This is a genomic window from Roseibium sp. HPY-6, assembly GCF_040530035.1.
Classification (GTDB): domain Bacteria; phylum Pseudomonadota; class Alphaproteobacteria; order Rhizobiales; family Stappiaceae; genus Roseibium.
Window position 1 is genome coordinate 1098316 of sequence record NZ_JBEWCD010000002.1, and the last position, 14647, is coordinate 1112962.

Sequence of the window (14647 nt, forward strand, 5' to 3'; positions counted from 1 at the left end):
GCAGGAAAGCGAGGAGTAGCGTCAATTTTCGTCCGGAACGTCCGAAACGCTCAAGGTGACGAGTGCAATCCCGGGATCATCCGGAGAGGTGCCGACCGTAAATCCGAGAGCCTGGCACATGGAAATCATCGACGTGTTTTCCTTCAGGACCTCGCCTTTGATCGTCTGGATGCCGTCAGCCCTGGCATACCGGATGATGAGTTTCATCAGGGCCCAGCCAAGTCCGATCCCTTTAAGGTCCGATCGCACCATCACTGCATATTCACCGCTTTGATGATCGGGGTCGGCATGCAGGCGAACCACGCCCAAAAGAGTGCCGTCTTGCGGATCTATCGCCGCAAACGCGATTGCCCTTGCGTAGTCGAGTTGGGTAAGCCTTGAAAGAAACCGGTGGCTGAAATCACGCACAGGCGCGAAGAAACGCAGGCGCAGGTCTTCGGGTGTGATTGATTCGAAAAAGGTTCTGAAAAGCTCTTCGTCTTCCGGCCGCACCGGGCGCACGAAAACCTCCCGGTCGCCCTTTAGCGACAAGGTCTGCTCCCACTCCTGGGGATAGGGCGTTATGGCAAGGCGTGAGCGTCCTGTTCGTCCGGGCCGGTTTTCAGGATTGCAAAGCGTCATGCGCGCATCCAGTCCGATGAGACCGGAGGGCAAGGCAACCAGCGGATTGATATCGAGTTCCAGGATTTGCGGAAGATCGATCGTGATTTGCGACAGTTTGACCAGCGCCTCGGCCAGGGCCGGTGTGTCAAGTGCCGGGCGGGACGGGCCACCATCCAGAAGGCGCGAAATCTGTGTCCTGCCGATTTGGGCCTTGGCAAGATTGAGATCGAGCGGCGGCAGTTCCAGGGCGATGTCTTCGCTTTCCTCAATCGAGGTGCCGCCATGACCGAAGACAAGGACGGGACCGAACTCGGGCGTTTCCGCAAGCCCCATGTAAAGTTCCATGCCGTGCCGGTCCTCCAGCATCGGATGAAGAGAAATGCCTGCAATAACCGCATCCGGATAGTCCCGGCGCGTATTGGCCATCAGTTCTTCTGCGGCCGCTCGAACGGCCTCCGGGCTTTCAAGGCCCAGTCTGACCCCGTCGATCCGTGACTTGAACGGCAGATCCGGTGAGATGAGTTTCGCAACGCAATGCCGCGACGACTGAAACAGTGTGCCGGAAAGCTCCGCCGCTTCGCGCGGGGTTTTCGCCATCAGTGTCTGCATGACAGGGAGATCGTAGGCTTCGAGGACGTCGCAGACCTCGCGCGGATCCAGCCAGGTACGGCCTTCCGACAAAGCATTTTCGACGATACTTCTGGCGCGCATTGTGTCGGGTGTGAAACTCGTCGCCAGGCTCGGGGGAACTGCCATGAGGAACTCGCGCGCCTGTGCGTCGCGCGCAAGGTGCATCAGGCTGCGGGCCGCCTCTGCAGGGCTGGCATAGTTGGGAACCTTGGCAGCGGAAAGTTCTGCACGAATTGTGCCGTCGCTCCCGATCAGTCCCGCAACAAGCGCCTTTTTCCGGCCGGTTCGGCGCCGGTCCGTTCGAGCAGCATCGATGACCGATTTGGCGATGGTTCGGAGCGGCTGAAAGGCGCTCGCCGCTTGAAGCACGACGGCCCCATCGACTGACGGGTCTTTCAGGACTGTGGTGATTGCCGAGGTAATGTCCTCCGGCGTAACGTTTTCACGCAGAATTACCGACCCGCTTGCGGCCGGCGTTGCTTCGAGGTCGGATGTTTCACGGCTTACGGCTTCAAGCTCTCGCCTCGTGTCCGCACTCAGCGTCGCGAAGCGCCCATCCAGATCCTGCAGCCTATCGACAGCAAGACTGGCCAGGCTGCGGCCGTTGGCGATAACTGCAACTTCGTTGAGGCGCGGAACGCGAATGTGCGAAAGGGTTTCCAGGGCTTCGAACATCTCGTCGAGATCAAAGACGCGCAGCAGCCCTGTTCGCCTGAAAACCGTTTCATAGACGAGATCGGTTTTGGCAAGGCGTCCGGCATGGGTTCGCCCGGTCCCGCCTGTATCGCGGCTTTTGCCGGAACGGATCACGATGACCGGTTTGGTGCGCGCAGCCGCGCGTGCCGCGGAAATGAATTTTTGCGGTACTGCGATACCTTCCAGGTGCAACACGATCGAGCGTGTCCTGTAGTCCTGCGCGAAATAGTCGATCAGGTCGCCAAGGTCGACATCAATGCGTGCGCCAAGCGAAACAACGGCTGAAAATCCGGTGTTGTGGGTTTTGGCCCAGGACAGCGTCGCGTTCAAAACGGCACCGGACCTTGAGAAGAATGCGATATCGCCGCGCACAGGCGGCTCGGCGCTTAACAGTGCATTCAGTTTGCTCGCCGGAACCGCAATGCCAAGACTGCCGGGCCCGATGAGCCTGAGGTTGGTCTTGCGGGCAGCTTCCCTGCAGCTTTGCATAAGCTCTTCCGGCCAGCTTTCGTAACCGGATGAAGGGATCAGCACAGCGCGGGTGCCGCCTCTGCCAAGCTTTTCGATTGTCTGCGGAAGCGTTTCGGGCTTTGCAAGATAGACGACAAGGTCCGGTATCTTGTCCAGATCGTCCAACGATCCGTATTTTGCCCCGCTGAATGGGATCTCCTCTTCTATCCCGATGAGTGAGACCTGATGTTCGGCTTCAAGGTCATGAAGGCATTCAATAAGCTTGGTCGTAAGCACGCCCGGATGGCGGCATGGCCCCATGACGGCCACGGAGTTCGGAGCAAAAAAGCCCTCAAGGTTTCGGATGGTCACGCAGGTCTATCCCTTCCACACGTCCGGTTATGTCGCCAGCCTAGCGGAGATTTGAGACAAAAAAATTCCCGCGCACCGTTTTCCATAGCGGGCGCGGGAAATTGCATCTGATTTGACCCTAGTGCGCCATCAGGACCGGAACGGTCATGGCCTCCAGGATTTCACGCGTTGCGCCACCAAACAGAAATTCCCGCATACGGCTGTGGCCGTATCCGCCCATCACGACGAGATCATTGCCATTGTCGGATACATGGTTGAGGACCGTATCGGCGACGCTTGCCTGCGGATTGATGACCACGTCCACCGTAACGTTCATGTTGTGGCGGGCGAGGTAGTTGGCAACGTCAGCGCCGGGTTGGCCCTCATCTCTCGACGCGCGCTTCTCGATCACGAGCACCGTGATCTTTTCGGCTTTTTCGAGTACGGGCAGCGCGGCGTGGATCGCGCGGGTTGCCGTGGAACTGCCGTCCCAGCCGACAAGAACGTTTTTCGGTTGGAACGCCGTGCTTCCGATATAGGGAACCAGCATCACCGGAACGCCGCTTTCAAAAAGAACCGTTTCGATAAGGAGTTCGCGCATTGGTTCCGGCTTATCCGGATTGGATTGCCCGATCACGACAAGGTCCGTCGGACGGCAATGAACGAGCACGTTTTCCAGCGGGCCGCCGGTCAGGATCTCGGCGATCCGGCTCTCGCTTCTGGTTGCCGCAAGGCGCGCCAGTTCGTCAAAGTCCTTTTTGGCTTCGTTTGCTGCGGCAATGGCCTGCTCATGAGCAGCCTGCATGTAGTCGACAGGCATGGGAGCAGCGGCGAAAGCGGGAACAACCGGTTCGAAGGAAACCGCCAGTCCGGTCACATGCGCATCGTGAATGCGCCCGAACTCCAAAGCATATTTTGCCGCGAGCTGGTCGCCTGCGAGATCGAGAATGGTCAAAACATCTTTGATGGGCATTTATCCCTCCTTGGACCGGGAACAGGGTGCTGAGCCAGCGACATGGAATCTACAGAACGGCCGTGACGCTGGTCCTTGACGCGTATCAATTGATTTTGTCATTTAAATTCAGATTTCTGGCACAGGTCAAAAAAATGCGCGATAACAGGGCATGACCAACCGTTGGCTCTTTCTGGCAATACCGCCTTTGTTTCTTGTGGTGACTGCGTTCGTCCTTGTTCAGCTTGTCCTGGACCTGGATGAGGACAGCGTCGACCGCAAGGCCGCCGAGCGGCTGACGCTCTACCGGCAGACCATTTTGGGCGAATACCAGAAGTACCGTTATCTTCCCTACATGATCGCTCGCGATCCGCGCGCCACATCCGCACTGACCTTCGGACGGCCGGTAGAAAGCGCCAACCGCTTTCTGGAGGAGATGGCCGAAAACTCCGGTGCCGACCTGCTCTACGTCATGAACGAGGATGGCACGACACTGGCCGCCAGTAACTGGCGTGACGATCTTTCGCTGGTCGGCCGCAATTATGGTTTCCGTCCTTATTTCAAATCGGCGATCGAAGGCGATGAGGGTCAGTTTTTTGCGATAGGTGCAACGCTGGGTGAACCCGGCCTCTTTCTGGCCAGACCGTCACCCGTTACGGGAAAGCCGATTGGTGTCGCCGTCGTCAAGGTCGACATGCGTCCATTGGAAGCTGCATGGGCTGAAGGTGGTGAAACCGTATTTGCCTCCGATGAAAACGGCGTGATCTTCCTGTCGAGCCGGCCTGAGTGGCGTTACCGCACGCTTGCCGAGCTGCCGCCGGGTGTGCGCAGGACGATCCAGTCTACGCGCCAGTATGCTTCTCAGGGTTTGCAACCGGTCAGTGGGCAATCGGGCCCCGGGCAAACCGTCACTTCCGGCGACCTGCTGACGATCGACGGCAGCGTCTTCCGTCACAATGCCTCACAGGTGGGGCTGCTCGGTTGGACACTCCATTTTCTGGTTCCGGTCGAGGAAACCCGCAAAAGCGTGTTGCCGATCTGGGCAGCAACAGTGGCGCTTTGTCTGGTCTATGCGATCATCCTGCTGGTACTGCGCGGACGGCGTCTTCGCAAGGCATCGGTCCTGCTGCGCCAGGAATCCGCCGATCTGAAGGAGCTAAATACACGTCTGGTTGGCGAGATACAGGAACGGCGCCGGGTCGAGCGCGAATTGCTGGAAGCGCAACGGGGCCTTGCGCGTTCGAACAGGCTGGCAGCTGTCGGCGAAATGTCGGCCGCCGTAGTGCACGAGTTGAGCCAGCCTCTCTCTGCGCTCAGAATGTTTGTTGCCGGAACGCGGAAGTTCCTCGACAAGGGCGACACGCGCACTGCCGTCGAAAACCTTGAGGAAATTGACTCCCTGCAACTTCGCATGGCAAGCCTCACGCAGGAACTGAAGCGGTTCGCGCGCCCGGGGGAAAACCGCATTGAAAAAATCGATCTGACGGAGAGCATTCGGGCCGCGGAAAAAATCGTCCGTCCACGCCTTGAGGAAACGGGTGTCCGGCTCGAACTTGATTTGCCAGAAAATGAGCTCGAAGTCGAAACGGCTCCTTTGAGGGTCGAACAGATCCTGGTGAACCTGCTTCGAAATGGCGCTGACGCCGCCGCTGCGGAAGGAGATGGACAGGTTCTCTTGAAGGCGTTCGGCACGGGTCGTGAGATCAGATTGCAGATTTCCGACAACGGACCGGGCATACCGGAAGACCTTCGGGACCGCATATTCGACCCCTTCTTCTCCACAAAGACCAGCTCAGGCGGCATGGGTCTGGGTCTGGCCATTTCCATGCGCCTTGCCGAGGACCTCGGAGGAAACCTGTCGGTCCGAGCAAATTCGCCAAAAGGCGCATTGTTTGAGCTGACGCTTCCCGCTTTTGACGGCGAACTGGCCCGGACCGGAGCACGTCATTCTATGGAAAATGAAGCCGCAGAATGACGGAAAACGCAGACGACCGTACCGTTCTCATTGTCGATGACGATCCGTCGATGCGCGCGGCGCTGCGCCAGTGGATCCGTCTGGCAGGCTTTGCGACGGTTGAAGTTGCAGGCGCGGATGAAGCCATGTCCCGGCTCTCGCCGGATTTCGACGGTTGTGTCGTCTCCGATGTCAAGCTGGAAGGCGACGACGGTCTTGAGCTCCTGCGTCGTATCGCAAGCCGCGACACCGATTTGCCAGTCGTCCTCATCACCGGACATGGCGATGTCCCCATGGCCGTGGAGGCAATGCGGGCAGGCGCATATGACTTTATCGAAAAACCGTTTGACCCGGATCACATCGCGGAAGTGGTCCGGCGTGCGGCGGACAAGCGCGCGCTCGTCATGGAAAACCGGGCGCTGAAGAAACAGCTTGAGGAAGGCGCTGGTCTGGAAAGCCGGTTGATCGGGAACAGCCCGGCCATGGAAACTCTGCGCCAGCAGATCCTTCATTTTGCCAAGACCGATGCCGCGGTGCTGATTACCGGGGAAACCGGTACCGGCAAGGAGGTGATCGCGCAGGCGCTTCACGACTTCAGCCTGCGTTCCGACGGACCGTTTGTCGCCATCAATGCCGCCGCCTTGCCCGAGGCCATGGTGGAAGCCGAGCTCTTTGGGCATGAGGCCGGTGCGTTTACCGGCGCGGACCGGCGGCATATCGGCCGGATTGAAGCAGCCCATAACGGCGTACTCTTCCTTGATGAAATCGTATCTATGCCGCTCGTCCTCCAACCGAAACTTCTCAGGGTGCTGCAGGAAAGCAAGGTCGACCGGATTGGCGGCACGAAGTCGATCGACGTGAACACTCGCCTTGTCAGCGCCTCCAACCTTCATCCGGGCGAAGCGGTGCGCTCCGGTCGCCTGCGCGAGGATCTGCTCTTCCGACTGAACACTATCGAGCTCCACGTACCTCCGCTGCGTGAACGCGGTCGTGATTGTCTGCTGTTGTTCGATACGTTCTCAAACAGGCTGGCAGTCCAATACGGGATTGGCGCCCCCGGCTTATCCGTTCGCGACGAGGCCTTTTTGCAGACATATCCCTGGCCGGGCAACGTTCGGGAATTGCGAAATGCAGCGGAACGGTTTGTTCTCAATGCAGAAGTCAATCCGCAGCCGCTGGAAGCACTTGTGACAGGCCAGCGTGAACCCTCAGATCCGACAAGATCCACCGGGTTGAAGGATCTTATGGACGAATACGAACGCTCTCTGATTGAAAATGCCCTGCGGCGTCACAAGGGGCGCGTGGCGGATGTACTGCGCGAGCTCAATCTCCCGCGCCGGACCCTGAATGAAAAGATGGCGCGCCACGGACTGACGAGAGAACAAGCCGGCCCGACAGAAACATCCGAGACCTAGGCGGAATCTCGCCGATCCCACGGCCCGATAGGCAAGATCTTGCCGAAAGTGCGTGCTCATGCCTTGTCTCTTCGACAAATAGGTGAGCGAAACCTTACGATTTTGTCTTTACCGCGCGACTGGCACGCAGCATGCTTAAGGTCCAGTGACTTGGGCCGGTTCTGCACGGTGAAAAGCCTGTTGAGCGAGCGTCCAAGAAAATGAGCACTTTGTCTGGGAGGATTTCATGCTCTTTTCTCTGAAGTCCGCGACCGCTGTGTCTGCAGTCGCACTTACTGCCATCTTTGCTACCGAGACGTTCGCCGCCGATCTGGAGTGGAACGTATCGCTATGGGGCAAGCGGCGGGCGTTTACGGAACATGTCGAGAAGCTTGCCGAAGAAGTTGCGGCAAAAACGGACGGCAAGTTCCAGATCAAGCTGCATTATGGTGGGGCCCTGTCCAAGTCTCGCGAGAACCTGGACGGCATTTCCTTCGGCGCTTTTGAGATGGCCCAGTTCTGCGCGTCTTATCACGCCGACAAAAATCCGACGCTGACCGTGCTTGAACTCCCGTTCCTGGGCGTCAACGATCTGGAAACGGAAGTGAAGGTCTCCAAGGCCCTTTATGACCATCCTGCGGTTCAGCAGGATCTCGGCCGCTGGAATGCAAAGCTGCTGATGCCTTCGCCGATGCCGCAGTACAACTTTGCGGGCAAGGGCGAAGTGCCTGCCTCGGTTGCTGACTTTGACGGTATGCGCGTGCGCGCGCTTGGCGGGTTGGGCAAGCTGATGGAAGCTGCCGGTGCCGTGCCGACGTCGGTTACCGCTTCTGAAACCTACCAGGCAATCGATTCCGGAACGGTTCAGGCAGCAGGCTTCGCGCCACACGCACACCTTTCGTTCAAGGTGGTTGAAGTTGCAGACTGGTGGACCAAGAACCTCAATCCCGGCACAGTTCACTGCCCGGTCGTCGTCAATGTCGAGGCCTATGAGGCATTGCCGGATGATTTCAAGGCGGCACTTGATGCTTCCGTCGATCCGGCGCTCGATCACTACCTCGCAACCTACGCCAAGGTCTACGACAAATGGTGGCCTGAGCTGAAAGAACGCGGCATCGTTGAAGTCGAGTTCAGCGATGAAGAACTGAGCGCCTTCGCCGAGAAGGCAGGACCGATCCACGATGCCTGGATCGAAGAGCAAACGGCTGCCGGTCTTCCCGCTCAGGAACTGCTCGACATGGTCAAGAAAACAATCGCCGAATAAGCCCGCTCAGCTGGCTTGACCTACTTGCTTCCCGGCGTTCCGCCTAGAACGCCGGGAAGCCCTGCCCGGGGCTGACACCTATGATGACAATCGATCCTTCTGGACGTTCCGGCGAGGAGCGACCGACCACCTACATCCGTTTCAGCGGTCTGCTGGCCCATGTCGAAAACGGATTCAATCTCATTGCCGCCTTCTCCATCCTTGCGCTGATCCTGCTCGCCGTCGCGCAGGTTCTGGGGCGTCTCTTGTTCAATACGCCGATACCGGGCTTCATCGACATAACCGAACAGGCCATGGCAATTTTCGCCTTTGCCGGTGTTGCCTATTGCCAGCGTGTCGGCGGCCACATCCGGATGGAAATCGTTCTGGGTCAACTCAGGGGCCGCGCGCTTTATATCTGTGAGATGCTCGGCGTCATCTTAATCGCCTTTACGGTCGCGCTGCTGATCTGGGGATCCTGGTTCCACTTCGACCGCTCCTGGAATATCGGCGATAGCACCATGGACATTCGTCTGCCCACCTGGCCGTCGAAACTCGTTGTGCCGGTCGCGCTCAGCCTGCTCCTGCTTCGCCTGCTGCTGCAGATTTACGGTTACGCTCGCCTGGTCGCCAATCCGGCGCACCAGCCGGTCGAGGTTCCCTTGATCGAGCGGGTCGAGGATGTCGCCCAGCATGAAATCGAGGAAGCTTTTGGGGAAGAGACAGACAAGGAGGCGTCCAAATGACACCGTTTGAAGTCGGCCTCCTGATGACCGGTGTGCTTCTGGTCATGGTTATATTCGGCGTGCGGGTGGCCTTTGCCGCCGCGTTCACCGGCCTGGTGGGGCTCATCATCCACTTTTCGATGAAAATGGGATTCGAACGCGGCTTTTTCGTCGCCCTCAAGATGGCGGGAACAATCCCGCATTCCAAATCCGTTACCTACGCGCTGTCGGTGCTGCCGACCTTCATTCTGATCGGTTTCCTGGCATTCTATGCCGGGTTCACCAAACAGCTGTTCGAAGCCGCAAAACGCTGGCTCGGCTGGCTTCCGGGCGGCATGGCCGTCGGCACGGTGTTTTCAACGGCCGGCTTTGCCGCCGTCTCGGGGGCATCGGTTGCAACAGCCGCGGTCTTTGCCCGCGTTGCTATTCCCGAAATGCTTTCGGCCGGTTACTCAAAGCGTCTGTCGGCGGCGGTTGTCGCAGCCGGAGGAACACTTGCCTCACTGATCCCGCCATCGGCAATCCTCGTGATCTACGCGATCCTGGTGGAACAATCCGTCGGGAAGCTGCTGATCGCCGGTTTCCTGCCGGGGGTCTTTTCCGCGTTCGTCTATGTCGGGATTATCGTGGCGGTTTCTGCCTGGAGAGGTGATGCGCCGGCAGTGAAGGGCTTCACATGGGCAGAGCGTCTGGAAAGTGTGCCGGGCACATTGCCCATCGTGTTCGTGGTCGGAATTATTTTCTGTTCGTTCTTCTTCGGGCTGGCGACGCCGACCGAAGCCGGATCTTTAGGGGCCTTCGTGGTTCTTGCGGTCGCGTTCGCAAAGGGCATGAAACTCAAGCAACTGGGGCAAGCGCTGCACGAGACCGCCAAACTTACCGTGATGATCTTCACGCTGATCTGGGGTGTTCTGGTCTATGTGCGTTTTCTGGGCTTCGCCGGACTGCCGGATGCGTTCCGGGATTTCATCGTCGCGCTGGAATTTTCACCCTGGATCGTCATGATCTGCATCCTTCTGGCCTATGCGGTGCTCGGCATGTTTATGGATGCGATCGGCATGCTGATCCTGACATTGCCGGTCGTCTATCCGGCGGTCATCGCGCTCAACGGCGGCGAGGATGTCACGGCAGCGGAAAGCGCGTTTGGTATGTCCGGTGAAGCCTGCGCCATCTGGTTCGGGATCCTCGTGGTCAAGATGGCAGAGCTTTGTCTGATTACACCGCCCATAGGGTTGAACTGCTTCGTTGTCTCAGGCGTGCGGCCGGACATCCCGGTGCAGGAGGTTTTCCGTGGCTGTGTGCCGTTCTTTGTGGCGGATGTCCTGACCATTGCGGGGCTTTTGGCCTTCCCATCGATCATTACGATCCTGCCGTCCCTGATGGGATAGCGGCGAGCCGCCACTGGGCAAGTTTACAGGAAACGCAAAACGCCGCCGGAGCTTTTTCTCCGGCGGCGTTTTTAACGATCAGATCGATGTTAGTCTGTGATCTCAGTCGAAGACCTGTGCCTGGCTCCGGGCGGTGTCAAACCGGTTCGGGCCCTCGGTGCCGGGAAAGAAGCCGTTCGCGATGAAGATCCAGATGGCATAGAAGCTGCCGATGATCGGAACGAACATGATGAGCAGAAAAAGAGCGGACGCGTCCCGATCGTGGCAACGCCTGGCCTCCAGCGACCACTGGCACAAACACAAGGCCAGAAACAGGAACGTCAAGAACCCGCCCTGCACAGTACCGAACGCAAACTGAACGAGTGCAACGTTTGCTTGCTCTTCCGACAGGCCTTGCATTTGCGGCCCGGCAGCGAAGACAAACGCGATCACGACCGTGATCAGCAGAACGAAACGGATCAAACCGATCATCCAGTACTCCATTCGGCCGAGGCGGCCCTGGAAACTGAAGAGCATGCCGAACACGTGTCCCAGCATTTTGCCGATTGAAAAGCTGTCGTCGTTGTCGAAGCTCGGCGCTCCGGCGCCGGCGTAGGCAGGAATGCCCGCAGCAGCGTAGTTCGTGTTTCTGTCGCCAAATTGGGGTACGGATTGGTGAAGACCGCGTTTTCCGAATTGTTTGCGTTGCATATCTGACTGCCCCGTCTACAAGCTTTCAACAAATTCAGCCCTGACGTTAGGGGAGACAACTTAAGATAGGGGTAAGGGAACTGGTTAAATCTGTCCTAATTCGAATGTAGAAAGTCTGGGGCATTATTTATTTGTATATGAATTATCTTGCGTATCAGTGAAATTACGCAAGTAGTCGCATTAGAAAAGATTACCCTGATCTTCTACAGTTGGCTTTGCCGGATTGGACTTTTTAGGTTTGCTTTTGCGCTGGGGGGGCGCCGCCGCCGAAGTGCTTGTGGCAACCGCGTCAAGTGTGCCATCGGCCAGTTCAATGGCAAGGGCCGTCCCGGAAGCGACAGCTGCTGCCGATCTCACCGGTTTGCCGGTTTCATCGCGCACAAGAGCATAGCCGCGTGCTAGCACATCTTTGTAGGACAGGGACTTGAGCAGCTTCTGCAAACCGTCCAGCCTGCTTTTTTCCTGTGTGATCCGTGCGAGAAAGGCACGGTCGAGCCGTTCGGAAAGACCGCTCATGCGCTCTTTTCCAAGCGTCGTCTGCTGCATAAGGCGTTGAGGCGTAAGTCGCACAGAGATGGCGCTGTAAGCCTGACGCTTCTGCGAAATGGCAACGCTGAGCGCACGTTGCTGCCGATCACCAAGTTGGACGAGGTCCTGTCTCGCCTTTGAACTCAGACGTGTCAGCAGCAGCGGCGAAAGGCGCCCCGAAAGGCTTTGGAAATCACTGCGATGACCTTTTGTGCTGACGATCAGCGCGCGTTCCAGTCCGTTGGCAAGCGTGTCGAATTTCTGCCGTGGCAATGCGAGGAGATCCTGCGGTGCGGGCAACGCGGCGCTGGCCGCTCTCAATTCCGTCCGTCTGCCGGTCACGAACCGGACAAGTCCGGAATTGAGCCGCCGCGAGCGATCATCGACGAAGGCCATCATTTCGGCCTTTACGGGCACGGCGATCTCCGCCGCTCCCGTTGGTGTCGGGGCGCGTACGTCAGCGGCAAGATCGATCAGTGTCCAGTCGGTTTCGTGGCCAACCGCGGAGATAATCGGGATCCGGCTGTCGGCAGCGGCCCGCACGACCGCTTCGTCGTTAAAGCCCCAAAGATCCTCGATGCTGCCACCGCCGCGCGCAACGATCACGAGGTCTGGCCGTGGAATATGCCCGCCGGGCTCAAGTGCGTTGAAGCCACGGATACCGTTGGCGACTTCTGCGCCGGATGTTTCCCCTTGCACGCGCACGGGCCAAACCAGGACATGCAGCGGGAACCTGTCGGCGATACGGTGCAGGATATCCCGAATGACGGCGCCGGTCGGCGAGGTAACGACACCGATGACGGCCGGCATGGGCGGCAGCGGTTTCTTGCGCTCTTCGGCAAAAAGACCTTCCGCTGCGAGCTTCTTCTTGCGTTCTTCCAGGAGTGCCATCAAAGCTCCGGCGCCGGCCGGCTCGAGCGCGTCGATGACCATCTGATATTTCGATTGGCCCGGAAAGGTCGTGATCTTGCCCGTGGCAATCACTTCCAGGCCTTGCTCCGGCTGGATCTTCAGTTTCGAGGCGACACCGCGCCAGATCACGCCGGACAGAACCGCCCTGTCGTCTTTCAGGTCCAGATAGATATGACCCGAGCCGGGTCTGGATATGCGCCCGAGCTCGCCGCGTACCCTCACGTAGCCGAATGTGTCTTCCATCGTGCGCTTGATGGAAAACGAGATCTCGGAAACGGAGAATTCGGCGACGTTGGACTGTGTCTCGCTCAAGCGGGTGATTCCTCTTCTTTATTCGAAAGTGGCCGCTTGCCGGGGTGGGGTCAAGACGTTGGTGAAGCCTTAGGTGCACTGCCTGGGGATGCTTTCACGTGATCCAGCAGCTCGTCGATCGTGCCGAACACCGCGCTGGATCCAAAGGCATCGATCAGTTGGCGTCGGCTACGCGATGCCGGGTCGTCGAGCATGTGCGCGAACAGAAGTTCAATGCGTCTCTCTCCGAGATCCGATTGCAGTGCCTTGAGGGTCTCCAGGGCCGTAAAGTCGATGTCGTCGACACAGGAAAAATCGATGCAGAAGTCTTTCAGATCAGTCGGTCCGGAGGCCGTCAGCCATCTGATTTCGTGCGAAAGCTGCTCGGCATTCGCGTAATACATACTGTGCGTGAATCGATAGATCATCAGCCCCGGTGCTGCCTGAACCTTCGATTTGAGCGGGCACGCGCGCCAATCCCTTGAGGTTTCCTCGGTAAGGAGAACATTTACCGGATGATATCCGTGACGGGTGTGCAGGATCAGCGAGAGGACGATCGCAAGCACGATGCCGGGACCGACACCGGCAAAGACGACAACAAGGATCGTCGCAAGGCTCACCCAGAATTCAGGTCGTCGCTCTTTATATATCCGGCGCAATCCTTTCAGGTCGATGAGATCCAGGCCGATCTTGAAGACGATAGCGGAAAGTGCGGCCTGGGGGAGGTTGGTGAGCAGGCCGGTGAAGAACAGAAGAACAAGCAGAACGACCAACACAGTGGTCAGCATCGCAAGTTGCGACCGGCCCCCGGCGCTCTCCACCATTTGGCTTTTCGTCGGGCTGCCGTTGACGACAAAAGTTCCGGACAGTCCGGCGCCGAGATTTCCAAGACCGAGGGCCCGGATATCTGCGCTTTCGTCCAGCTGCTCTTGGTATTTGGCGGCATAGGCACGCGCGGTGGCGGCACTCTGCGCCAGGATGACAACCACCATGGCAAGCGCGGTCGGTCCGAGTTGCCAGACAAGCGCCACCGACCAGTCGATTGCCGGCAGTTCAAATTCCGGCAGTCCGCCCGGGACATTGCCGACAACGTCAAGACGCGATTTCAGATCGAAGTACCAGCTTGCAAAAATTGCGAGACCGAGCGCAACGATTGGACCGGGGATGGATTTCGCGATCAGTCTCAAACCAAAAACCACGACGAGGACGCCCACCGAAACGGCAAGTGCCAACTCATTGAGCGAAGAAACCGCTTGCGGATATTGCGCAAGAGCTTGCAATCCCGTTCCGTGGGGTAGCTTGATTTCGCCCATTCCCGTCAAGCCGTGCAGGGCGACCTGAATTCCGACGCCGGTCAGGAAACCGGTCAGAACCGTTCGCGACAGAAAGTCGGCCATGAACCCGATACGCGCGACGCTCGCCGCAAGCAGCAAAAAGCCCACCATCAGCGCTATCAGACCCGCTAGTGCGACGTAGTGCGTCGACCCTGTCGTGGCCAGCCCGGCAAGGGCTGTCGCCAGTATGGCTGCCGTGGCGGAATCAGCGCCAACAACCAGATGGCGCGATGAACACAAAAGCGAAAAGAGTGCCATCGGCACCAGCAGGGTATACAGCCCGGTAATGACGGGTGTTCCGGCAATTTTCGTGTATCCCATCACTTCAGGGATAGCGATTGCCGCCAGCGTCAACCCTGCCAGCACCTCCGGCAGAACGCGGGATCTCTTCAACGGCAGAAGTCCAGCCAAGGCGACGTCGCTCAGTTTCAAACCCATCTCACCTAAATCCCGTGAGTCCAGCGGCTTGGATCCGTTGTTCACTGTCCGCATGCGCCGGCAGAGTA

General features: G+C 58.4%; 10 protein-coding genes. 5 read left to right on the forward strand and 5 right to left on the reverse strand.

Annotated features, from left to right (window positions below; all coding sequences use genetic code 11):
- Positions 1-21: 21 nt before the first annotated feature.
- Together ABVF61_RS16455 and ABVF61_RS16460 are read right to left on the reverse strand one after the other, a co-directional pair.
- Positions 22-2751: a bifunctional acetate--CoA ligase family protein/GNAT family N-acetyltransferase gene (locus ABVF61_RS16455; RefSeq protein WP_353994618.1), complete on the reverse strand. Its 2730-nt coding sequence runs from the start codon at positions 2749-2751 to the stop codon at positions 22-24.
- Positions 2752-2869: 118 nt separating this feature from the next.
- Positions 2870-3703, reverse strand: a complete 834-nt coding sequence (locus tag ABVF61_RS16460) for a universal stress protein (RefSeq protein ID WP_353994619.1) — start codon at positions 3701-3703, stop codon at positions 2870-2872.
- Positions 3704-3854: 151 nt separating this feature from the next.
- Here ABVF61_RS16460 and ABVF61_RS16465 point away from each other — a divergent pair, with 151 nt between their 5' ends.
- The 5 genes from ABVF61_RS16465 to ABVF61_RS16485 all read left to right on the forward strand — a co-directional run bounded on the left by ABVF61_RS16465 (position 3855) and on the right by ABVF61_RS16485 (position 10386).
- Positions 3855-5657, forward strand: a complete 1803-nt coding sequence (locus tag ABVF61_RS16465) for a sensor histidine kinase (RefSeq protein ID WP_353994620.1) — start codon at positions 3855-3857, stop codon at positions 5655-5657.
- Positions 5654-7051, forward strand: coding sequence for a sigma-54-dependent transcriptional regulator (locus ABVF61_RS16470; RefSeq protein ID WP_353994621.1), 1398 nt, complete (start codon positions 5654-5656; stop codon positions 7049-7051). The genes ABVF61_RS16465 and ABVF61_RS16470 overlap by 4 nt, the downstream gene beginning before the upstream one ends.
- Before the next feature lie 226 nt (positions 7052-7277).
- Positions 7278-8294, forward strand: a complete 1017-nt coding sequence (locus tag ABVF61_RS16475; RefSeq protein WP_353994622.1) for a C4-dicarboxylate TRAP transporter substrate-binding protein — start codon at positions 7278-7280, stop codon at positions 8292-8294.
- Between the two features lie 80 nt (positions 8295-8374).
- A complete protein-coding gene (locus ABVF61_RS16480) occupies positions 8375-9019 on the forward strand; it encodes a TRAP transporter small permease subunit (protein ID WP_353994623.1) in 645 nt (214 codons plus the stop codon).
- A complete protein-coding gene (locus ABVF61_RS16485; protein ID WP_353994624.1) occupies positions 9016-10386 on the forward strand; it encodes a TRAP transporter large permease in 1371 nt (456 codons plus the stop codon). The genes ABVF61_RS16480 and ABVF61_RS16485 overlap by 4 nt, the downstream gene beginning before the upstream one ends.
- 102 nt (positions 10387-10488) lie before the next feature.
- Here the strand turns inward: ABVF61_RS16485 and ABVF61_RS16490 are convergent, their stop codons facing one another.
- The 3 genes from ABVF61_RS16490 to ABVF61_RS16500 form a co-directional block, all read right to left on the reverse strand.
- Positions 10489-11076 carry a DUF805 domain-containing protein gene (locus ABVF61_RS16490; RefSeq protein ID WP_353994625.1) on the reverse strand — a complete coding sequence of 196 codons (588 nt, stop codon included), beginning with the start codon at positions 11074-11076 and terminating at the stop codon, positions 10489-10491.
- A 180-nt stretch (positions 11077-11256) separates the two neighbouring features.
- A complete protein-coding gene (gene xseA, locus ABVF61_RS16495) occupies positions 11257-12828 on the reverse strand; it encodes an exodeoxyribonuclease VII large subunit (protein WP_353994626.1) in 1572 nt (523 codons plus the stop codon).
- 50 nt (positions 12829-12878) lie between these two features.
- Positions 12879-14579: a SulP family inorganic anion transporter gene (locus ABVF61_RS16500; RefSeq protein ID WP_353994627.1), complete on the reverse strand. Its 1701-nt coding sequence runs from the start codon at positions 14577-14579 to the stop codon at positions 12879-12881.
- Positions 14580-14647: the final 68 nt, after the last annotated feature.